Below are 21,472 nucleotides of genomic sequence, written 5' to 3'. Positions count from 1 at the left end.
TGGTGGACCCCATTGTCAAGACCATTTGAGGCCCGAAGTTAGTTAAAGTCAGACCGCCATCGGTCCCTCCCGGTCGGCAAAGTGAACCTCCCGCGGTGTCCTGTAGTTCAGTGAGGAGTGAAGCCTTTCGTCGTTGTAGAAGTCCATATACTCCCGCAGGCCGCAGCGGAGATCGCGGACCCGCTCGTAGTCGTTCAAGTAGAGCCACTCATACTTGAGGGTCCGCCAGAAGCGTTCCACGAAGATGTTGTCGAGGGCCCTGCCACGACCGTCCATGCTGATCCGGATCTCCTTTTCCTTGAGCAGAGACAGAAAGGCCTTACTGGTGAACTGACAGCCCTGGTCGGTGTTGAAGATCTCCGGCGTTCCCTGCCGAAGGGCCCTGTCGAGGGCGACGACGCAGAACTCTGCGTCCAGGGTGTTGGAAAGTTCCCAGGAGAGAACGAAGCGGCTGTGCCAATCGATGACGGCCGCGAGGTACATGAAACCGCCACTCATCGGGAGGTAGGTGACATCGGTGCTCCAGACCTGATTCGGTCTGACGATGACGGCGTTCCGGAGCAGGTAGGGATAAATCTCATGTTCGGGGTGAGGCTTGCTGGTTCCCGGTTTGGGGCCAATCCCTTCGAGCCCCATAAGCCTCATCAGCCGTCCGATCCGTTTGCGGTTCACGTCCTGTCCCTGTCGACGCAGCCAGGCCGTCATCCGGCGGCTCCCGTAAGAGGGGGCGCAGGTGTACCGGCCGTCGATGAGCTCCATGATTTCAAGGTTCTCCGCCGTCTCCGTCGCGGAAGAGCTCGCGTAGTAGAAGCTGGACCGGTTAAGATCAAGGAGGTCACATTGCCGACGAACACTGATCGAAGGGTGCTCGGGATCGATGGAGGTCCGCTTTCCCTCAAGCGTCAGCGCCTGATTTTTTTTTGAGCCAGTCGAGCTCCATCTTGAGCCGACCGATCTCCTGGTAGAGGGGGGCCATCGACGTCTCGACATCCATCGGAGTGCCTTTGCGTTGAAAGATCTCCGGACCCCCTTGCAGAAGCTGCTTCTTCCACTGACCGATCTGGACGGCGGAAACCTCGAACTCACCCGACAATTGAGCCAGGGTCTTATCCCCTTTCAGGGCAGCGAAGGCTACTTTGCTTTTGAACTCCGCTGAACGCCTCTGTCGCTTGGCTGCCATGATGTCCCCTCTCTTTCTGGGACCCTATGATACAGCCCGACTTCAACTGCAACTTAGCTCGTGGTCCAGTTTTCGGGGTCCACTATATCTTTGTCGTTCCCACTATCGATGAGACAGACTTCGGTTTCATTGTTCCTGTAAACCCCGACTTTGACAGGGCTGTTGATGTAATAGCTTCGTTGACCCAGTTGAATTAATTCGTACATCATCTTGCCTCCACCGAAAAATCCGAAAAAAGGGGAGGGACGGCATGGCCGTCTCTCCCCTGTCCTTTCAGCGGCGCACTCCTGGAACCTAACTCTTCCTCGGGGCCACGCTGTAGCTCTTGCTGCCCCAGGACTTGCCCTTGACGGCCGGTCCCTCGACGAGTTCGACGTAGCGGTTGTAGCACTTGGGGCAGTGGGCGGGAACGACATTGGGAGCCGCTTCGAATTCATGCCTGCAACTGAGACAACGGAACTTGCGCACCTAGGCCACCTCCCGTAAGGTTTTCTCATAGAAAAGCTTACGTCCCCATTATAGCGAAAGAGGCAGCCGCAATCCAGCCCCGGCCCGCCTAGAGGAAGAAAGCGGCCATGAGGGCGGCCAGAATCAGACCTGGCAGCATGTTCGTCACCTTGATGGCCTTGATGTCCAAGATGACCAGTCCCAGTCCGAGGAGAATGAGGCCGCCGACGGCGCTCATTTCGTTGATGACGGCCTGGGAGAGATAGGTCTGGGCCGCTCCGGCGAAGAAGGTGAGACTACCCTGGTAAAGGACGAGAGGGATGGCGGCGAAGAGGACGCCCAGTCCCAGGGAGGCCGACAGAGCCAAAGAGGAGACGCCGTCGAGGAGGGATTTGGCGAAAAGCAGGTTGGGAAAGCCGCCCAGCCCCTCTTCGATGGCCCCCAGAATGGCCATCGATCCCGTGCAGAAGAGGAGGGAGGCCGTGATGAAGCCCTCGACGAAACGGTCGTTGCCCTTGCTGAAGCGTTTTTTGAGAACCTCGCCGAACTTCTGGAGGAGACCGTCGAGGTCGATCCGTTCTCCCAGGATGGAGCCCAGGACGAGGCTGAAGATGAGGACGAGGAAGTTTCCCGTCTGAGAGGCCATGTGGACGCCCAGGAAGAGGGTGAAGAGGCCGATGGACTGGAAGATGGCCTTCATGAGATTCTCCGGCAGTCTGGATCGGATGAGAAGCCCTGCCGTGCTGCCGATGACGACGGCCAGGGCGTTCACGAGCGTGCCCGCTGCGGGCAGATGGGCGAAAAGATCCTTCATGTGAGGCCTCCTGGTCTTCTGCCTTTCCTGTGAGTCGAAACCCGTCAGGCAGGAAAGGGGAATTTTCTTCATATTGCCTCTGGTCTTTCTGCCGATCTGTGCTATAATGCCTAACTGTAGCCCTCAACGCCGCGGGGTGGAGCAGTTTGGCAGCTCGTCGGGCTCATAACCCGAAGGTCGCAGGTTCAAATCCTGCCCCCGCAACCAAGTCTTCACGAAGAGGTCCCTGTCTTTCGACAGGGGCCTCTTTTTCGTCCTTCAGAAGGAGGGGCAGGCGAGAGCAAAACGCTGACAGTAGCGGGCCAGGAGGTCTCTCGTGGCCTCGTCGAGGTCGATGCCCTCTTCGAGGGCCCGTCGGCGGTTTTCTCTCTCCTTCTCGCCGTGGATGTAGATGCGCGATTCCCCCTCGGCCTTTTCGCTCCGGCGGATCTCGTCGAGGATGGCGGCCACATGTCTCTCTATGGCCTCCCTCTCGCCGAAGAGGTCGAGGCGAAGGGCGGCGAAGAAGTGGGCGATGCCGTTTTTCGTTCCCCTTTCGCCGTAGATGCGCGGGCTCCAGCTCCCCAGGGAGAGGCCGGCGCAGAGGAGTTCGACGAGCAGGGCCAAGCCGTAGCCCTTGTGGCCACCGAGGAGCTCCCCCTCGCCTCCGAGATAGAGCTGGCCTCCGTAGGGGACGCCCTTGTGGAAGTGATCGACGACGAGATGGGCGTCTGTCGTTCCCCGTCCCTCTTCGTCGACGGCCCAGCCCAGGGGCATGGCCTTGTCCCGGCGGTCGCAGACTTCGATCTTGCCGTGAGCCACCGTCGTCGTCGCCATGTCGAGGAGGAAAGGCTCCTCGCCCGTGGGGATGGCCACGGCGATGGGGTTGGTCCCCATGAGGCTTCTCTTGCCGAAGGTGACGATGGCGCAGCTTCGGGTGTTGGTGAAGGAGAGGCCGATCATCCCCTCGGCGGCGGCCTCTTCGGCCCAGAGCCCGGCCATGCCGTAGTGGTTGGAGTTGCGCACCGAGGCGAAGCCCGCTCCCACTGCCCGGGCCTTTTCGAGGCATCGGTCCATGGCGAAGCGGGAGACGATGGGGCCGACGGCTCCGTGGCCGTCGACGACGAGGGAGAGGGGGGTCTCGTGGACGATCTCCGGCGTCGCCTCGAGGTCGACGACGCCGCCCTTGAGGTTGCTCTCGTAGAAGGCGAGGCGGGCCACTCCGTGGGAGGCGACGCCCCTGGCGTCGGCCTCGACGAGGACGCGGGCCGTCAGATCGGCCGCCTCGGCGCCATAGCCGAGACCTTGAAGGATGTGGGACGCAAGGGTCTTCAGTGTGTCGTAGGTGATCACGGGACCATCTCCTTTGGGGTTTGGAAGCTATCTTACTCCCCTTCGGCGGCGGGGGCGACGGTGAGTTCCGACGGAGAGAGCTCCTCCGCGGGCAGTCCCTCCCGGCCGAGGAGGGAGGAGAGGACGAAGGCCGTCAGGCAGAGGGGCCATTCGAGGTAGACGATGTGGGGCGTGATGCGGAAGGAGGGGACGAAGGTCCAGAGGAGCCAGACGAGAAGGGAGGTGGCGATGGTCCAGAATCCGTTGGCTCGACGGCATAGAGAGGGGACGAGAAGGCGAGAGAGGATGAGGAGGGTGAAGGAGGCCGTTATGGCCAGAGCCGTCGTCACCGTCCTGAGAATATCGGCCGCCGTCAGGGCCAGGAAGAAGGTCCCGAGACTGACGACGAGGATCACGGTGCGGGAGAGAAACATCTCCCGCCCTCTCCAGCTTTTTTCAGGCAGCAGGGATTTGACGATATCCTCGACGACGAGAGTCGAACTGCCCAGGAGGAGGGCCACGGCGGTGGAGATGTCGGCAGCCCAGAGTCCGGCCAGGAAGAGGCCGCCGATGAGGGGATTGATGGCCGTCGCCAAGGTGGGCAGGGCCATGGCGGCGTTTTCCAGGTGGGGGAACTGTGCGGCGGCGAGAACGCCGAAGAGGGCGCAGAGGAAGCCGGCGGGAAGGATGATGATGCCGCCGAGGATGAAGCCGCGACGGGCCGTCGGGGCGTCTTTTGCGGCGAAGGCGATCTGGGAGACGGCCTGGAGAGAGAAGGCCTGAGTGAGCATGACGACCATCCAGGCGGCGATGACGGCCACTCCCGCTCCGGCCGTCCAGTCGAACCAGGGCCTGTCGGGAGGAAGGGCGGCGACGACGTTGTCCCAGCCGCCGAACTGCCCCGTCGCGGCGATGAGAGCGGCGATGATGCCCACATAGATGACGACGACGTTGAGGATGTTGCTGATCCCTCCGGCCCAGTAGCCGCCGATGAAGGCGATGCCGACGAAGAGGAGGGCCGTGGCGATCATGCCCGTCTTGAAGGTGAAGACGGCAGGAAGGATGGCCGTCAGGATGGCGCCTCCCGCCACGTACTGCAGGGAGGTGATGACCATGAGGACCAGGATCTGGGCCAGGGCTCCGACGAAGCGGGCCTTGCGACCGTAGAGACGTCCCATCATTTCGGGGATGGTCGTGACGCCGCTGCGGCGGAAAAAGGAGGCGGCGAAAAGACCGACGACGATGCCGCTGATGCCCCAGGCCGCGTTGTACCAGCCGGCCGAAAGGCCCCGGTTGTAGGCGTCCTGCGCGACGCCTACGGTGGAGACGCCTCCTATGGCCAGACCGGCTAGCATGGCGGCGACGACGACGGCCGGCAGCCTTCTCCCGGCCAGGAGATATTCCAGGGCCTCTCCCTTGCTTTTCTGCCTCAACTTCGAGGCCGCCGCCGAAATGGCGGCCAGAACGATGGCGTAAATCACCAAAATGACAAGTTGTACGTTCACCTTTCTTCTCTCTCCTTTCTCGAACTCCACTCGATAAGGACGGGAACAAAAAAGCGGACCCCCTGAGGGGGCCCGCCGGTTTTCTTGTCCACGTCATCTCAGACGCCGACCAGACCAGGCAGGCTCCCCGCGACAACGTAATAAAAATAAAATCGAGAGGTCTGAAGCGGTTTCCTGCAGGACAAGGTCGACACCTCCCCGGAACGGTGATATTGCTGCATGACGCGCTCAAGCACCTTACTCTCCCCTGTGTCCTTCTGTCAAGTCTCTCCTGTTTCCCTGGATCCGCAGGCTAAAGACATAGAAAGACCTCGTTGGCACCGCTGCTAGAGCGGCGATAGAGTTTTGGTTACCACACCCAAACCCACACCAACGAGGTGATATTGATGGCATCTTAAAAGGCTCTCCCGTTCCACTACTCAATAGAAAGCCAATCGAAAAGCGTCACCCTGGATCCGCGGGCTCTTCAAGGGGAGCTCCGTCGGATCCGCCGATTCAAGGTCCGTTCCAATCATCTCGCCGGCGCGGGGTCGAGGCCGTCGACTCCGCCCTTCAGGCGCCTCCTGGCCGGGCCGATGGACTTCCATCCTGTTTTTGCCTGCCGATCTAGGCGGATATCCCGCCGATTGACAGGCAGGAGCGGGAGGGCTAGGCTCAAGGCCCCTGTCAGGGAAGGAGGAGGACCATGAAAGAGATCGCTCTTGAGGCCCTGTCCATGGAGGAAGAGGTTCGGACTTTGAGGCGCCATTTCCATCGTCATCCCGAGGAGAGCCTCAAGGAATTCGAGACGGCCGCTTCCGTCGAGAGGGAGTTGCGACGCCTGGGACTGGCTCCTCGCCGCCTGGGGGAGACGGCCGTCGTCGCCGACATCGTCGGCGACGCTGACGGACCTGTCGTGGCCCTCAGGGCCGATATGGACGCCCTCGTCCTTCAGGAGGAAAGCGAAAAAGACTATGCCTCATGTCGCCCGGGGCTGATGCATGGCTGCGGTCACGATGCCCATACGGCCATGCTCCTCGGAGCCGCAGGGATTCTCGCGCGGCGACGGTCCTTTGCGGGCACGGTCCGTCTCCTTTTTCAGCCCGGAGAGGAGATCTCGGCCGGAGCCCGCCTGATGGTCGACGGCGGCGCTCTGGAGGGTGTCGAGGCCCTCTTCGGTCTTCATGTCTGGATCGATCTCCCCTCGGGAACCTTTTCCGTCGAGGCCGGGCCTCGCATGGCCTCCTGCGATCGCCTCGCCATCGACATCCGAGGTCGGGGCGGTCATGCCGGAAAGCCTCATCAGACCGTCGATGCCGTCGTGGCCGCTTCCGCCGTCGTCATGAACCTCCAGACCGTCGTAAGCCGCGAGACGGATCCCCTCAAGTCCCTTGTCCTCTCCCTTGGGACGCTGCGCTGCGGATCCCTCTGGAACATCATCGCAGGGGAGGGGCGCATCGAAGGAACGGTGCGCGCCTTCGATGAAGAGCTTCAGAAGGGGACCCGGGCTCGCGTGGAACGTGTCGCCCAGTCGACGGCCTCGGCCTTCGGGGCCGAGGCGATGGTGACCTACGACGAGCTCTGTCCCGTGACGGCGAACGATGCCGAGCTTGCCGAAGCGGCTTCTTCCGTCGTCGCGGCCCTTTTTGGCGCCGATCGGATCGTCTCCATGGCTCCCGTCGCCGTCAGCGAGGATTTCGCCTTTTACGGCGGCCATGTCCCGGCTCACTTTGCCTTCTTGGGCGTCGGCAGCGACGGGGCCGCCCTATGGCCCCATCATCATCCTCGCTTCGACATCGACGAAAGGGCCCTTCCCTGCGGCGTGGCCTACTACGCCGCCTCGGCCCTGGCCTTTCTCGCCCGAAACCGGGGTGTCAAGGGACACTAAAAATGTCATCTAAAAAGAGGGTCTGAGGGACAATGAAAGTGTCGCTTTCGAGGGGCTGAAATCGCCCCCGTCAACAGCCCGCCTTGGCTTTCCTCCGCGGCGGAGGTCCTTCTAGGGAGGGGAACCCGTCCCTTGCTCGGAGCCGACCGCCGCGGCAGGAGGAGCGGGATTCTGTCGCCAGGGATGGTCTGCCGCCGGCTTCCTCTGCTTCTTCGTTTTGCATGGAGTGCCTGTCTTCGTCTCGATGACAGGCGGGGGAGTCGCAGGGGGCTCTTTGTCGACGGCTGCGAGATCGTAGAGCCCGTCATGGACAAGAGCCAGGAGTTTCCCGTCGAGCTTCTCGATGACCTTGACCGCCTGTCCCCTGGCAAGAAGCAGGGGGCGTCTGCGGGGGCCTATCAGGGAGTACTGTTTTCCGTCGAGGGAAATCGTCGAGTCTCCCGAGGCCTTCCGGTCGGTCTGGCGAGTCAGGAGGAGATCGAGAGCGGGGCCGTCCGGCGGAGGGAGAAAGGCAGATGCCCCCTCTGCGGGAGGACGAGCGAACCTCGGGTTATGGACCTCTCCCGGGTAGGCGGCGAGCAGGACGTTGGCCTCTTCGATCGTTTTCACTCCGGCCAGTCGGAAGGCGACGACGAGACGATCCTGAAGAGTTCCCCAGAGCCTTTCGATCCGCCCCTTCGCCTGGGGAGACCCTGCAGGGACATAGCGAGTTCCGAGAACCTCCAGAGCGCGGCCGAACTGGGTTACAGGCGCCGAGTCCTCCAGCTCCTCCTTGATCGTCAGTTTTTCCGACTTGGGAGAAAGGAAGATGGTGTGGCGGTCGGCGTAAAGCTCGCGAGGCACGCCGTGGCGATCAAGCATCTGACGGAGCACGCGGAAGTAGCCGAAGAGGCACTCATTCCTGGCCATCCACAGACCGAGGACCTCTCCTGTGGCATCGTCCACGCCGTGGAGAGTGCAACGCTCACCGATCTCGAACCAATCGAAAGGAGAGGCGTCCATCTGGACCAGATCGCCTCGTCGGGACCGTCGGACCCTGCGGGAACGCCGCTTCGGGGCCCGGTGGCGATGAACGAGGGACAGGTTCTCCGCGCGAAGGAAACGGGCGATGCTCTTGGCGCTCAGCACGAGATCATGCTCTTCGGCAAGGAGTTCGGCCATGTGCTGACAGCTCGTATCCCTGTAAAGACCCTTGGCCAGACTGACGACGAAATCCCGTGTCTCCTGACAGATTCTGCGCCGGGACGGTTTGCCTCGTCCCTTGTGCAGGAGCCCCTGCGCTCCCTCTTCCCGGTAGCGTCGTTTGAGCCGAAAGACCTGACGGCGGCTCAGCCCGAGCCGATCGGCCACCTCCTGAACCGTCAGGTTGCCCCAGCCTCTTCCACCAACCCCAAGCGCCTTGCTTCTTTTGTCTTCATGAGTAGGTCTCTCCTGGTCGTCATAAGTGACATTTTCCCTGTCCTCTTCACGAGTGACAATACCATTGTCCGGCGACATCGCCCGAAACCGGGGTGTCAAGGGACACTAAAAATGTCATCTAAAAAGAGGGTCTGAGGGACAATGAAAGTGTCGCTTTCGAGGGGCTGAAATCGCCCCCGTCAACAGCCCGCCTTGGCTTTCCTCCGCGGCGGAGGTCCTTCTAGGGAGGGGAACCCGTCCCTTGCTCGGAGCCGACCGCCGCGGCAGGAGGAGCGGGATTCTGTCGCCAGGGATGGTCTGCCGCCGGCTTCCTCTGCTTCTTCGTTTTGCATGGAGTGCCTGTCTTCGTCTCGATGACAGGCGGGGGAGTCGCAGGGGGCTCTTTGTCGACGGCTGCGAGATCGTAGAGCCCGTCATGGACAAGAGCCAGGAGTTTCCCGTCGAGCTTCTCGATGACCTTGACCGCCTGTCCCCTGGCAAGAAGCAGGGGGCGTCTGCGGGGGCCTATCAGGGCGTACTGTTTTCCGTCGAGGGAAATCGTCGAGTCTCCCGAGGCCTTCCGGTCGGTCTGGCGAGTCAGGAGGAGATCGAGAGCGGGTCCGTCCGGCGGAGGGAGAAAGGCAGATGCCCCCTCTGCGGGAGGACGAGCGAACCTCGGGTTATGGACCTCTCCCGGGTAGGCGGCGAGCAGGACGTTGGCCTCTTCGATCGTTTTCACTCCGGCCAGTCGGAAGGCGACGACGAGACGATCCTGAAGAGTTCCCCAGAGCCTTTCGATCCGCCCCTTCGCCTGGGGAGACCCTGCAGGGACATAGCGAGTTCCGAGAGCCTCCAGAGCGCGGCCGAACTGGGTTACAGGCGCCGAGTCCTCCAGCTCCTCCTTGATCGTCAGTTTTTCCGACTTGGGAGAAAGGAAGATGGTGTGGCGGTCGGCGTAAAGCTCGCGAGGCACGCCGTGGCGATCAAGCATCTGACGGAGCACGCGGAAGTAGCCGAAGAGGCACTCATTCCTGGCCATCCACAGACCGAGGACCTCTCCTGTGGCATCGTCCACGCCGTGGAGAGTGCAACGCTCACCGATCTCGAACCAATCGAAAGGAGAGGCGTCCATCTGGACCAGATCGCCTCGTCGGGACCGTCGGACCCTGCGGGAACGCCGCTTCGGGGCCCGGTGGCGATGAACGAGGGACAGGTTCTCCGCGCGAAGGAAACGGGCGATGCTCTTGGCGCTCAGCACGAGATCATGCTCTTCGGCAAGGAGTTCGGCCATGTGCTGACAGCTCGTATCCCTGTAAAGACCCTTGGCCAGACTGACGACGAAATCCCGTGTCTCCTGAGAGATTCTGCGCCGGGACGGTTTGCCTCGTCCCTTGTGCAGGAGCCCCTGCGCTCCTTCTTCCCGGTAGCGTCGTTTGAGCCGAAAGACCTGACGGCGGCTCAGACCGAGCCGATCGGCCACCTCCTGAACCGTCAGGTTGCCCGCGACAGCCTCTTCCACCAACCCCAAGCGCCTTGCTTCTTTTGTCTTCATGAGTAGGTCTCTCCTGGTCGTCATAAGTGACATTTTCCCTGTCCTCTTCACGAGTGACAATACCATTGTCCGGCGACAATCGCCCGAAACCGGGGTTGACAGATTGGACCTGCGGCGTTAGGATACGTCACAATTTCCTGAGGGGCCTTGCAGTTAATTCGACGGGAGGGAGATCGGGTTATGTTCCAACAAAAGGTGTTCTCTTCCGTGCGGCGACTTATTGGCTTCGGGGTCTCCCCCGAGGCTGTCTGAGGCGTGCCTCCGCGCGCCTTTCGGCGTCCGAGGGCCGGGATCCCAGAAGAGGGACCCCGGCCTTTTTCGTCTTCATGCGTGGAATTTGCTCAAAGGGGGGCTTCCCGTCACGTCCGAGCCGAGCTGAGTCCGAGAGCGTCCCGTTCCGTCGAAAAACGTGAAAGAGGTGACATGGAGTGAAAAAAAGAACGCTGGCAGAGGCCCTCATCGCCTCCCATAGCCCCGATCCCGCCGACGTGGGGGCCATCTGTTCCGTCAAGGTCGATTTCGCCTTCACCAATGACATCACCGGCGCCCCGGCCATCAACGCCTTCCGCGACATGGGTGCCGAGAAGGTCTTCGACAGGGAGCGCTGCGCCATTCTCCCCGATCATTTCACGCCCAACAAGGATATCGCCGCCGCCGAGCAGGCCAAGACGGCCCGCCTCTTCGCTCAGGATCAGGGCATGCTCTACTGGGAAGTGGGGCGCGTCGGCGTCGAGCATGCCTTTCTTCCCGAAAAGGGCTACATCCTCCCCGGCGATCTCGTCTTCGGCGCCGACAGTCATACCTGCACCGGCGGTGCCCTGGGGGCCTTCTCGACGGGAGTCGGGTCGACGGATCTGGCCGCCGTCTGGGCCCTGGGCGAGTCGTGGCTCATGGTCCCGCCGACGGTCCGCGTTCTTTTCTCGGGAAGGCGTCGTCCCTGGATCACAGGAAAGGACCTGATCCTGGCCCTTCTGGGCCGTCTCGGGACTCAGGGAGCCCGCTACAAGGCCTTCCAGTTCGAGGGAGGGGCCCTAGCCGATCTCCCCATGGACGACCGTTTCACCGTGGCCAACATGGCCGTCGAGGGCGGAGCCAAGGCGGGCCTCTTCGTCCCCGACGAGAAGACGCTCGCCTATGCCGGGGCCCGGGCCGCGCGTCCCTTCACGGCCCTTTTCCCCGACGAGGGAGCCTTCTACGCCGAGACGGTCGAAATCGACGTGACCTCTCTCGAACCTCAGGTGGCCTTTCCCCACTCCCCGGCCAACGTCCGCTCCGTGGGCGAGGCCTCCGGCGTGGACGTCGATCAGGTCTTCATCGGCTCCTGCACCAACGGCCGTCTCCGCGACATGGCCCTGGCGGCCCGCCTTCTCCGGGGGCGTCAGGTTCGTGACGGACTGCGCTGCATCATCATTCCCGCCTCCTACGAGGTCTGGTCCGAATCGCTCCGCCGAGGTTACCTGACGACCTTCGCCGAAGCGGGCGCCGTCGTCTGCACGCCCACCTGCGGACCCTGCCTGGGCGGCCATATGGGCATTCTCGCCTCGGGCGAGCGCTGCCTCGCGACGAGCAACCGCAACTTCGTGGGACGCATGGGCCATCCCGGGAGCGAACTCTACCTGGCCAGCCCCCTCGTGGCGGCGGCGACGGCCCTTACGGGGCACATCACCGATCCCCGGGAAATCCTGAGCGAAGAGGAACTGAAGGAGGTCGAAGGCGATGAACATTGAGGGCCGGGCCTGGCGCTTCGGCGATGACATCGACACGGACGTGATCATCCCCGCCCGCTATCTCGTCACCGACAACGCCGTCGAGTTGGGCAAGCACTGCATGGAAGATGCCGACGCCGACTTCGTCAACAAGATCGCCTCAGGCGACGTCATCGTCGGAGGCGAGAATTTCGGCTGCGGCTCCAGCCGCGAACATGCCCCCCTGGCCATCAAGGGGGCGGGGATCTCCTGCGTCATCGCCTCCTCCTTCGCCCGCATCTTCTTCCGCAACGCCCTCAACGTGGGGCTGCCCATCGTCGTCTCGCCCGAGGCGGCGGCCTCCATCGAGGAAGGAGATGTCGTCGTCGTCGACGCCCGGGCGGGGACGGTGCAGAACAGAACGAAGGCCGTCACCTTCTCCGTGGCGCCCTTTCCCCCCTCTCTCCAGGAGCTGGTCGAGGCGGGAGGTCTCGCCCCCTTCGTCCGCCGCCGTCTGGAGGAGAAGAAGAAAGAGGAGGCCAGACGATGAGCCGCTCCTACCGCATCGCCCAGATGGCCGGCGACGGCATCGGTCCCGAAGTCGTCGCCGAGGCCCGCAAGGTCGTCGAGGCCGTCGCCTCGGCCAAGGGATTCGGCCTCTCCTGGGTCGACTATCCCTTCGGTGCCGAGCATTACCTGAAGACGGGTGAGATTCTGCCCGAATCGGTTCTGGACGAACTCCAGTCCTGCCAGGCCCTTCTTCTCGGGGCCATCGGCGATCCCCGCGTCAAGGCGGGCATCCTGGAGCGGGGCATTCTCCTGAAGCTCCGGTTCTTCTTCGACATGTTCGTCAACCTCCGGCCGGCCAAGGCCTTCCCCCGCGTCCCCCTTCCCGTCCCCCTGCCGGAGGGCAGGGAGATGGACCTTCTCGTCGTCCGCGAGAACACGGAGGACTTCTACGTGGGCCTTGGCGGCGACGGCGGATCGCCCGTCGACCTCGGCCTCGAGCGGGGCCTCTACACGATGGAGGGCGAGATGCGGGTCCGTTTTTCCACGCCGCAGAGGTCGGCCTTCCAGGTCGGCCTCGCCACGGAGGGGGCCGTGCGGCGCATCACGGCCGATGCCTGCGAACGCGCCCTGGGCCGGGGCGAAAAGCGCCTTACCTTGGCGACGAAGGCCAACGCCATGCCTCAGCTCTACGGCTTCTGGGAGGAGATGGCCCGCGACGAGACGGAGAAACGAGGCCTGACCTTCGAGACGATCAACGTCGATGCCCTCTGCTACCATCTGGTGCGCACGCCCTGGAAGTGGAACGTCGTCCTCTGTCCCAACATGTTCGGCGACATCGTCAGCGATCTTTTGGCGGCCCTCAGCGGCGGCCTGGGCGTCGCCGCCGGAGCCAACATCGGGGCCGGACTGGGCATGTTCGAGCCCGTCCACGGATCGGCCCCCGACATCGCCCGCCAGAATCGGGCCAATCCCCTGGCGGCCATCCTTTCGGCGGCTCTCATGCTGGATTGTCTCGGCGAGAAGGAGGCGGCCCGCTCCGTCGAGGCGGCCGTGGGAGCCTTTTTGGCCGGAGCACGTCCCGACGAGCTCCCCGAGGAGATGGGCGGACGGGGCACGACATCGGCCGTCGGCGACGCCGTCGCCTCTCATCTATAAGCTTTTTGCTTTTTATTTTTTCGAGGAGATGATTTTCGTGAAAAGAGAAAAAAGAGCCCTTTCCGTCCTTCTTCTTGCGGTGACCCTGGTCCTGTCGGCGGTTTTCGCCGCCTCGGCGGCCGAGTCCTTCCGCCTTTCCAATCAGCTTCCCCCCTCCCACTTCCTCTCCGAGGCGGCCGAGGTCTTCGCCGCCAAGGTGAAGGAGTACTCCGGCGGTGACGTGGAGATCAAACTCTTCCATTCGGCCCAGCTCTTCAAGGACACGGAGATCGTCGAGGCCCTTCAGCAGGGCTTGGTCGAGATGGGCCTCGTCCCCGTCAACCAGTGGTCGGGCATGATTCCCGCCGCCGACATCTTCGGCGTTCCCTTCGTCTTCGCCGACCTGGCCTCCATCGAGCGCTTCCTCGATTCCGAGGCGGGAACCCTGCTTGACGGCGCCTTCAACGAAAAGGGGTGCAAGGTCGTCTTCTGGATGGATTACGGTTTCGTCCAGTTCCTCAACAGCAAGCGCCCCCTCCTTGCCCCTGCCGATTTCAAGGGCCTCAAGATCCGCACCTTCAGCACGGGAACGGCCGATGCCGTGCTGGCTCTTGGAGGCACGCCGTCGGCTTTGAGCTCGACGGAGATGTACATGGCCCTTCAGAGGGGCACCGTCGACGGCTCGACGACGGGCGCTCCCGCCGCCTACTCGCGCAAGCTCTACGAGGTTCAGAAGTATATGACCGTCTGCAACTACTCGGCGGCCCAGTTCGCCCTTCAGTCCAACCTCAAGTGGTGGGAGGGGCTTTCCGACTCGACGCGCGATGTCCTCGAGCGTGCCGGCAAGGATGCGGCCTCCTGGATCAGGGCCGAGATGGCCCGTTCCGAGGCGGAGGCCCTGACGGCCCTCAAGGAAAAGGGCGTGGAAATCGTCGAGCTCGACGCCGCTCAGCGCCAGGCCTTCGTCGAGGCCACATCTTCGGTCCGCGACGGCTTCATCGCTGAAAGCGGAGAGCTGGGCCGGCGGCTGATGGAACTGGCCGCCCTGGCCCAGTAAGGGCCGGTACCTTTCAGACGCGGCGTCCGCCCCAGGCTCTGTCGAGACGGGGCGGACGCCTTTATGGAGATACGCCGCCGCCCCGAAAGGGCCCGATCTCAAAGAACGCTCTCTTGAGACAGGTGAGGCCCTTCTTTCCGGGGCAGCTCCGAAAAAGGCCCCGGCCGGTCGCGGAGGGTGAAGCCGGAAGAAGTTTTCCGGGGTTCTCTTTCGGCGGATCCGGACGGGCTTTGATGGAGGTAGACAATGATAAAGACGATCAGAAAAACGGTCGAGGGAGTGAATCGCTTCTTCGGTTACGCAAGCGGCCTGGGCATTCTTCTCATGGGATTCATCCTCTTCTGGGAGGTCATCGCCCGCTATGTCTTCAACGCCCCGACGCTCTGGGCGGGAGAGACGGCCACCTACCTGTTCATCTGGATCATGTTGGCCGGATCGGCCTATGCCCTTCAGGAGGGGCGTCACGTCCACATCGATCTCGTCGTGACCCGTCTTCCTCGGCGCCTTCGGGCCTTCGTGGCCGCTGTGACCTCCCTGGGCGGGACTCTTTTCTGTTCCGTCGTGGTCCTCCAGGCCTGGGACATGGTCGCCAAGGCCCTTCTTTTCAAGAAACATTCGCCGACGCCTCTCGGCGTTCCCCTCGTCATTCCCCTGTCGGCTCTTCTGCTGGGTTTTGCCCTTCTGACGGTTCAGTTCGCCCTCATGACGACGGCGCACTTCGTCGAAAGCATGAAGAAGGAGGGAGCCTCATGCTGAGTCTCGTCGCCGTGGGAGCCCTGCTTCTGACCATTCTCTTCGCCGGCCTGCCCGTGGCTTTCTCCCTCGGTTCCACGTCGGCCCTGCTTATCTGGCTCCAGGACCTGCCGGCGGGCATCATCGGCCATACCCTTTTTTCGTCTCTGGACAGTTTCGTCCTCCTCGCCGTGCCGCTTTTCATTCTCATGAGCCAGATCCTTCTCGAGGGAAAGGTCGGCGACGGTCTTTTCGAGGCCATGAACGTCTGGGTCCGCCATCTCCCGGGAGGGCTGGCCATCGCCACCATCCTCAGCTGCGCCTTCTTCGCCGCCATCACAGGATCGAGCGCGGCGACGGCGGCGACGGTGGGCCTCGTGGCCCTCCCGGCCCTGCTGGAAAGGGGCTACGAGCGCCGATTCGTCTACGGCCTCATCGCCGCAGGGGGGACCTTGGGCATCCTCATCCCGCCCAGCATTCCCATGATCCTTTACGGGGCCGTCACGGAGGAGTCGGTGGGGCGCCTCTTCATGGCCGGCGTCGTCCCCGGACTGGTTCTGACGGGGCTTTTCATGGCCTATGCCGTCTGGAAAAGCAGGCGCGGCGGCTTCCGCCCCATGGAGAGGGCCTCCTGGGAGGAACGGTGGCGCGTGACCCGCCAGAATATCTGGGGCATCGTCCTTCCTCTGCTGATCCTGGGCGGCATCTACACGGGGGCCTTCACGCCCACCGAGGCCGCCGCCGTGGGGCTCGTCTACAGCCTCGCCGTGACTCTCATCGTCTACAGGACTCTCCGTCTGAGGGATATTCCCGGAGTCTGCCTTCGCTCCGTGGGCACCTCCTGCATGATCGCCATGATCATGGCCGGAGCCCTTCTCTTCGGCAAGGTGATGACGCTCCTCGAAATTCCCCAGGCCCTGACCCACTCCGTCGTCGCCGCCAACCTCTCTCCCCTGGCCTTCATCCTGGCCATGAACGTCGTCATGCTCCTCCTGGGCTGTGTCCTCGAGACGGTCTCCATCATCCTTCTCACCATGCCCCTCGTCGCTCCTCTGCTGGGGCTGCTGGGCATCGACCCCATCTGGTACGCCGTCATCGTCACCGTCAACATGGAGATGGCCCTCATCACGCCTCCCGTCGGCGTCAACCTCTACGTCATCAGCGGCATCAGCAAAGAGGCCCGGATGGCCGACATCATCAACGGCGTCCTTCCCTTCCTCCTCATCATGGTCGTCATGCTCGTCATCGTCGTCGCCTTTCCCCAGCTCAGCCTCTGGCTGCCCGCTGCCATGAAAGGATAGGAAAAAGGAGGCCCTCAAGCCATGGAACGAAAAAGCACCCTCTTCCGGCGTCAGCTTGCCCGTCCCGGGGCGATCCTCTCGGCCGGAGTCTACGATGCCCTCAGCGCCCGCATGGCCGAGCTGGCCGGATTCGATGCCGTTCACCACTCCGGTTACGGAACGGCGGCGGCCCTTCTCGGCGCTCCCGACATCGGCCTCGTCGATTTCAGCGAGATGTGCCGCCAGGTCAAAAACATCGCCCGTTCCGTCTCCATTCCCGTCCTGGGCGACGCCGACACGGGCTACGGCAATGCCCTCAACGTCTACCGTACCGTCCAGGAATATGTCTGGACGGGGGCTTCGGGGACCTTCATCGAGGATCAGCAGTGGCCCAAACGCTGCGGCCACATGGAGGGCAAACGTGTCGTCAGCCGGGAGGAGATGCGGAGCAAGCTTCGGGCTGCCGTCGACGCCCGCGACGGAGAGGATCGTGACTTCGTCATCATCTTCCGCACCGACGCCCTGGCCGTCGAGGGGCTGGACAGCGCCCTCGACCGGGCCCGCGACGCCCTCGACGTCGGGGCCGACGTCATCTTCGTCGAGGCCCTGAGAACGAGGGAGGAGATGGAGCGCGTCGTCGACGCGATCCGGGCGCCTCTCATGCTGAACCTCATCGAGGGAGGCAAGACCCCTCTCCTCTCGCTGAGTGAGGCCCAGGAGATGGGTTTCAAGTATGTCGTCTTCGCCCTCAGCGCCCTCTACGGCGCCGTCCGGGGGATGAAGGAGGCCCTCGATGCCATCGTGGCCACGGGGCGGACGGGAACGGTTCCGTCCCCCTCCTTCGACGACTTCGCCCCCATCGTCAGATCTGACCTCTACGCCGAAAGGGCCCGGCGCTATCGCTTCGAGCCATCCGGCTGCTGACTCGCCGTGGGGATCTCGCCACGTTAGGGACCTTTCCTCTGCCTGTCCGCCGGCGGCATTCCGAATGCCTTTCACTCTTTCTCTCCCTGCCTGTGCGATAATGGGGAAAAAGGCGATTTCCAGGTAGATGCGAAAGGAGTGTTGTGACCTTTGAGCCGCTACGTTCTGAGCGTTCCCGACATGGCCTGCCATCACTGCGTGGCCCGAATCACGAAAACGCTGGAGAAAGAGGGACTGCCGACGTTCAAGGTCCTTCTGGACGACAAGACCGTCGACGTCGAGACGGAGGCCCTCGACGCCCTTCTCGGCGCCCTCGACGATGCCGGTTATCCCGCCTCCGTCAAGGAAGGGCCGATCTGACGAAGGGAGACCATGAAAAAGGGGAGTCCGGGGCGTCCCGGCTCCCCTTTTTTCTTTCGGGCCGAAAGGAACCTCTCCTGGTCCCTCAGGCGAAACCGGAAGAGGAGCTAGCCCAGGGCGACGTCGAGGATCATCATCATCGTGAAGCCCACCATGACGCCCAGGGTGGCCAGATCGCTGTTCCCCTTCTGCTGCGACTCGGGGATGACCTCCTCGACGACGACGTAGATCATGGCCCCGGCGGCGAAGGCCAGGGCAAAGGGGAGGATGGGACGGGAGAGGGTGACCAGGGCGGCGCCGATGACGGCGGCGAGGGGTTCGACGATACCCGACAGCTGGCCGTACCAGAAGCTCCTGCCCGCCCTGAGTCCGTCGCGGCGGAGAGGCATGGAGACGGCCATTCCCTCGGGGAAGTTCTGGATGCCGATGCCCAGGGCCAGGGCCACCGCCCCGGCCAGAGAGGCCGATGGAATGCCTGAGGCGACGGCGCCGAAGGCGACGCCGACGGCCATGCCTTCCGGGATGTTGTGGAGGGTGATGGCCAAAACGAGAAGCGTCGAACGCCGCCAGTCCGTGGGGATGCCTTCGGCCTCCGAGCGGGGCAGGCCGATGTGAAGATGGGGGACGACGAGATCGAGGAGCCTCAGAGCGGCCCCTCCGGCGAGAAAGCCCAGGGCGGAGGGGAGCCAGGGTATGAAGCCCATCTCCTCCGACATTTCAATGGCCGGAGCCAGAAGGGACCAGTAGCTGGCGGCGATCATGACGCCGGCGGCGAAGCCCAGCATGACGTCGAGGAGCTTCTGGCTCGGGTCGCGGCGCAGAAAGACCGTTGCCGCTCCCAGTGCCGTCATGGCCCAGGTGAAGAGGGTGCCCAGAAGGGCCTGTAGGGTCGGGTGGAGCTGGGCGATGAAGTCCATAGTCTCTCTCCTTTTTTGTGTCCCTGAAGGACCGGTCCCTCTTTCGGCGAGGGGGGCGTCCTTTGCCCATTGTAGCTTTCTTTTTGGACTCCGCAAACTGGTATGATTTTTGTTTTTGCGGTTCGAGCCCTGTCGGCTCCAGCCGCTCTGTGCTATGATTCTGCCGTGGGGGAAGGGATCTTAACTTTTTTCATCGAGGAGGTTGACCATGACCCGATTCCCAAGGAACGACGGCGGCGATGTCTCCGTTGTCGTCTGTGGCGCCGCAGGGCAGGGCATTCAGACGGTGGAGGATCTGCTCGTCCATGTCCTTCGTGGTGAAGGGTATCATGTCTTCGGCAGTCGGGAGTACATGTCCCGCGTCCGAGGCGGCAGCAACTCGACGGAAATCCGCGTCTCCTCCAGGCCCGTGCGGGCCCTCGTCGACCGAATCGACCTTCTGATTCCCCTCGACGGTGCCGTCAGGACCAATATCCGAGAGCGCATCGACGGAGAAACGATCATCATCGGTGACGGAACGGAGCTGGGTTCGGAGTTCGGCGGCTACGAGGAGCAGTTCGTCAGCGCTCCCCTCCTGGCGGAGGCTCGCCAGGCCGGAGGGAAAGTCTATGCCAGCGTCGTCGCCGCCGGTCTTCTGGCTGGCCTTTTCGATGTCTCGACGGAGCCCGTCGAGGACTACTTCGTCAGGCGTTTCAGTTCCAAGGGCGACGCCGTCGTCGAACAGAACCGTCAGGCCCTGAGCCGAGGGCTGGCCCTCGCCGCCGGTCTCCGAAAAGAGGGGCGCTTCTCCATCGACGTCAAGCCCCGGAAAGGCGCGAAACGCGTCGCCGTCAACGGCAACGACGCCGTCTGCATCGGGGCCCTGGCCGGTGGTTGCGACATGGTCACGGCCTATCCCATGTCGCCGGCGGCAGGTGTCCTCTCCTTCATGGCCCAGAGGGCCCGCGACTTCGGTCTCGTCGTCGAACAGGTCGAGGACGAGATCGCCGCCGTCAATTGGGCCGTCGGCGGCGCCTACGCCGGGGCGAGACCTCTGGTGACCACCTCGGGGGGCGGCTTTGCCCTCATGACGGAGGGACTCAGCCTGGCCGGAGTCATGGAGGCTCCCATCGTGATCCACCTGGCCCAGCGTCCCGGTCCGGCGACGGGCATGGCGACGAGGACGGAACAGGCCGATCTCGAGCTGGCCCTCTATGGCGGCCATGGCGAGTTTCCCCGCATGCTTTTCGCCCCGGGCACGATCGAGGAGGCCTTTTCCCTGACGCGGCGGGCCTTCGACCTGGCCGCCCGTCTCCAGTCTCCGGCCATCGTCCTCACCGACCAGTACTTTGTCAATTCCTTCTACGACCTTCCTCCCTTCGATGTCGGAGAGAGTCTGCCCGATAAACACCTCGTTCCGGCCGGGACCGGTTATCGCCGCTACGAGGAGAGCCCCGACGGAATCTCGCCCCGGGCCGTTCCCGGCTTCGGCCCCGGCCTCGTCGGTGCCGACAGCCACGAGCACGATGAGGTGGGCCACGTCTACGAGGATTTCCACCTTCGCCGGCGCATGAACGACAAGCGCCTGCGCAAGTTTCAGGCCCTTCTGGCCGAGACAGTGGCGCCCACGCTTGTCGGTCCCGAAGACTACGACACGCTCATCCTCTGCTGGGGATCGACGCGGCTCATCGTCGAAGAGGCCCTGGCCGAGCTGGGGCGTCCCGGTCTGGCCATGGCTCACTTCGGCCAGGTCTGGCCCCTCCACCCTTCGACGGCCGGCCTCCTGAGTCGGGCCCGACGTCTCGTCTCCGTCGAGGGGAACGCCACCGCGCAGCTGGCCAGACTGATCCGTCAGACGACGGGCATCGAGGTGAGGGATCACCTGCTCAACTACTCGGGGCTCCAGTTCTCCGTCGAGCAGGTCCGTGACGGGCTCAAGGGCCTTTTGAGCTGAGGGGAGGCACGACGATGGCCAACGTTTTCGATCTGGAAAATATCGAGATCTCCTGGTGTCCCGGCTGCGGCGATTTCCCCATCCTGGAATCGCTCAAGAGGGCTCTGGCCGAACTGGAGCTGACGCCCGACAGGGTCGTCTTCGTCTCCGGCATCGGCCAGGCGGCCAAACTGCCTCACTACATCAAGGGACACTTCTTCAACGGCCTCCACGGCCGGGCCCTCTCCAACGCCACGGCCATCAAGGCCGCCAATCCCTCGCTGAAGGTCATCGCCATCGGCGGAGACGGCGACATGTACGGCGAGGGAGGCAATCACTTTCTCCACACGATCCGCCGCAACCCCGATATCACCAACTTCGTCCATAACAACATGGTCTACGGCCTCACGAAGGGACAGGCCTCGCCGACGAGCCAGGTGGGCTTCAAGACGCCCGTCCAGGTCGAGGGCGTCTTCTCGACGCCCGTCAATCCCGTCGCTCTGGCCCTTGTCCAGGGGGCGTCCTTCGTGGCCCGGGCCTTCGCCGGAGACATCGACAGGACGAAGGAGATCATGAAGGAGGCCCTCTCCTTCAAGGGCTACGCCCTCGTCGACATCCTCCAGCCCTGCGTCTCCTTCAACAAAGTCAACACCTACGCCTGGTTCAAGGAGCGCGTCTACTATCTCGACGGGGATCACGACGAGGCCGATCGCATGAAGGCCCTGGAGAGGGCCCTCGAACCCGATCGGTTCGCCCTGGGCGTCCTCTTCCGCCGAGAGCGCCCCTCTTTCGAGACCTCCCTCCCTCCCTATGACGGCGACGACCGCCCTCTCTACGCTCGCTCCGTCGATCTCGGGAAGCTCGACCGTCTCATCCAATCCCTGTAA

At 63.3% G+C, this 21,472-nt stretch carries 19 protein-coding genes and 1 tRNA gene; 12 read left to right on the top strand and 8 right to left on the bottom strand.

Going from position 1 to position 21,472, the window contains the following annotated elements; all coding sequences use genetic code 11:
- Positions 1–48: 48 nt before the first annotated feature.
- The 3 genes from KAR29_RS04690 to KAR29_RS04680 all read right to left on the bottom strand — a co-directional run bounded on the left by KAR29_RS04690 (position 49) and on the right by KAR29_RS04680 (position 2,441).
- Positions 49–1,180 (bottom strand): IS3 family transposase gene (locus KAR29_RS04690; RefSeq protein ID WP_274372332.1). Its coding sequence is split into 2 segments (ribosomal slippage): positions 49–913 and positions 912–1,180, totalling 1,134 coding nucleotides; the frame shifts between segments, so codons are not numbered across the junction.
- A 294-nt stretch (positions 1,181–1,474) separates the two neighbouring features.
- Positions 1,475–1,648: a hydrogenase expression protein HypA/HybF gene (locus KAR29_RS04685; RefSeq protein WP_274374471.1), complete on the bottom strand. Its 174-nt coding sequence runs from the start codon at positions 1,646–1,648 to the stop codon at positions 1,475–1,477.
- An 88-nt stretch (positions 1,649–1,736) separates the two neighbouring features.
- Positions 1,737–2,441, bottom strand: coding sequence for a DUF554 domain-containing protein (locus KAR29_RS04680; protein WP_274374470.1), 705 nt, complete (start codon positions 2,439–2,441; stop codon positions 1,737–1,739).
- A gap of 130 nt (positions 2,442–2,571) precedes the next feature.
- Between KAR29_RS04680 and KAR29_RS04675 the strand changes: the two genes are divergently transcribed.
- Positions 2,572–2,648: transfer RNA gene (locus KAR29_RS04675), tRNA-Met, on the top strand.
- 51 nt (positions 2,649–2,699) lie between these two features.
- On the opposite strand, the gene KAR29_RS04670 is transcribed toward KAR29_RS04675, so the two are convergent.
- Positions 2,700–3,773 carry an Ldh family oxidoreductase gene (locus tag KAR29_RS04670; RefSeq protein WP_274374469.1) on the bottom strand — a complete coding sequence of 358 codons (1,074 nt, stop codon included), beginning with the start codon at positions 3,771–3,773 and terminating at the stop codon, positions 2,700–2,702.
- 32 nt (positions 3,774–3,805) lie between these two features.
- Positions 3,806–5,257, bottom strand: a complete 1,452-nt coding sequence (locus tag KAR29_RS04665; RefSeq protein WP_274374468.1) for a sodium:solute symporter family protein — start codon at positions 5,255–5,257, stop codon at positions 3,806–3,808.
- A 685-nt stretch (positions 5,258–5,942) separates the two neighbouring features.
- Between KAR29_RS04665 and KAR29_RS04660 the strand changes: the two genes are divergently transcribed.
- The gene (locus tag KAR29_RS04660; RefSeq protein ID WP_274374467.1) at positions 5,943–7,124 is read left to right on the top strand and encodes a M20 metallopeptidase family protein; all 1,182 of its coding nucleotides are present in this window, start codon (positions 5,943–5,945) and stop codon (positions 7,122–7,124) included.
- A 111-nt stretch (positions 7,125–7,235) separates the two neighbouring features.
- Here the strand turns inward: KAR29_RS04660 and KAR29_RS04655 are convergent, their stop codons facing one another.
- Together KAR29_RS04655 and KAR29_RS04650 are read right to left on the bottom strand one after the other, a co-directional pair.
- The gene (locus tag KAR29_RS04655) at positions 7,236–8,621 is read right to left on the bottom strand and encodes an ISNCY family transposase (protein ID WP_274374466.1); all 1,386 of its coding nucleotides are present in this window, start codon (positions 8,619–8,621) and stop codon (positions 7,236–7,238) included.
- Between the two features lie 142 nt (positions 8,622–8,763).
- A complete protein-coding gene (locus KAR29_RS04650; protein WP_274374465.1) occupies positions 8,764–10,074 on the bottom strand; it encodes an ISNCY family transposase in 1,311 nt (436 codons plus the stop codon).
- 428 nt (positions 10,075–10,502) lie between these two features.
- Here KAR29_RS04650 and KAR29_RS04645 point away from each other — a divergent pair, with 428 nt between their 5' ends.
- The 8 genes from KAR29_RS04645 to KAR29_RS04610 all read left to right on the top strand — a co-directional run bounded on the left by KAR29_RS04645 (position 10,503) and on the right by KAR29_RS04610 (position 17,756).
- On the top strand, positions 10,503–11,801 hold the full coding sequence (locus KAR29_RS04645; protein WP_274374464.1) for a 3-isopropylmalate dehydratase large subunit: 1,299 nt from the start codon (positions 10,503–10,505) through the stop codon (positions 11,799–11,801).
- On the top strand, positions 11,791–12,309 hold the full coding sequence (locus tag KAR29_RS04640) for a 3-isopropylmalate dehydratase small subunit (RefSeq protein ID WP_274374463.1): 519 nt from the start codon (positions 11,791–11,793) through the stop codon (positions 12,307–12,309). Before KAR29_RS04645 ends, KAR29_RS04640 begins: the two co-directional genes overlap by 11 nt.
- The gene (locus tag KAR29_RS04635; protein ID WP_274374462.1) at positions 12,306–13,424 is read left to right on the top strand and encodes an isocitrate/isopropylmalate dehydrogenase family protein; all 1,119 of its coding nucleotides are present in this window, start codon (positions 12,306–12,308) and stop codon (positions 13,422–13,424) included. Before KAR29_RS04640 ends, KAR29_RS04635 begins: the two co-directional genes overlap by 4 nt.
- Positions 13,425–13,461: 37 nt before the next feature.
- Positions 13,462–14,460, top strand: a complete 999-nt coding sequence (locus tag KAR29_RS04630; protein ID WP_274374461.1) for a DctP family TRAP transporter solute-binding subunit — start codon at positions 13,462–13,464, stop codon at positions 14,458–14,460.
- A gap of 246 nt (positions 14,461–14,706) precedes the next feature.
- Positions 14,707–15,216, top strand: coding sequence for a TRAP transporter small permease subunit (locus tag KAR29_RS04625; RefSeq protein WP_274374460.1), 510 nt, complete (start codon positions 14,707–14,709; stop codon positions 15,214–15,216).
- A complete protein-coding gene (locus KAR29_RS04620; RefSeq protein WP_274374459.1) occupies positions 15,210–16,493 on the top strand; it encodes a TRAP transporter large permease in 1,284 nt (427 codons plus the stop codon). The genes KAR29_RS04625 and KAR29_RS04620 overlap by 7 nt, the downstream gene beginning before the upstream one ends.
- A gap of 21 nt (positions 16,494–16,514) precedes the next feature.
- Positions 16,515–17,396: an isocitrate lyase/PEP mutase family protein gene (locus KAR29_RS04615; protein WP_274374458.1), complete on the top strand. Its 882-nt coding sequence runs from the start codon at positions 16,515–16,517 to the stop codon at positions 17,394–17,396.
- Between the two features lie 150 nt (positions 17,397–17,546).
- Positions 17,547–17,756 carry a heavy-metal-associated domain-containing protein gene (locus KAR29_RS04610; RefSeq protein ID WP_274374457.1) on the top strand — a complete coding sequence of 70 codons (210 nt, stop codon included), beginning with the start codon at positions 17,547–17,549 and terminating at the stop codon, positions 17,754–17,756.
- Between the two features lie 107 nt (positions 17,757–17,863).
- On the opposite strand, the gene KAR29_RS04605 is transcribed toward KAR29_RS04610, so the two are convergent.
- Positions 17,864–18,673, bottom strand: coding sequence for a ZIP family metal transporter (locus KAR29_RS04605; protein ID WP_274374456.1), 810 nt, complete (start codon positions 18,671–18,673; stop codon positions 17,864–17,866).
- A gap of 208 nt (positions 18,674–18,881) precedes the next feature.
- Between KAR29_RS04605 and KAR29_RS04600 the strand changes: the two genes are divergently transcribed.
- On the top strand, positions 18,882–20,606 hold the full coding sequence (locus KAR29_RS04600; RefSeq protein WP_274374455.1) for a 2-oxoacid:acceptor oxidoreductase subunit alpha: 1,725 nt from the start codon (positions 18,882–18,884) through the stop codon (positions 20,604–20,606).
- A gap of 14 nt (positions 20,607–20,620) precedes the next feature.
- Positions 20,621–21,472 carry a thiamine pyrophosphate-dependent enzyme gene (locus KAR29_RS04595; RefSeq protein WP_274374454.1) on the top strand — a complete coding sequence of 284 codons (852 nt, stop codon included), beginning with the start codon at positions 20,621–20,623 and terminating at the stop codon, positions 21,470–21,472.

The organism is Aminithiophilus ramosus (assembly GCF_018069705.1).
Classification (GTDB): domain Bacteria; phylum Synergistota; class Synergistia; order Synergistales; family Aminithiophilaceae; genus Aminithiophilus; species Aminithiophilus ramosus.
This window is presented reverse-complemented; position numbering and strand designations above follow the sequence as displayed.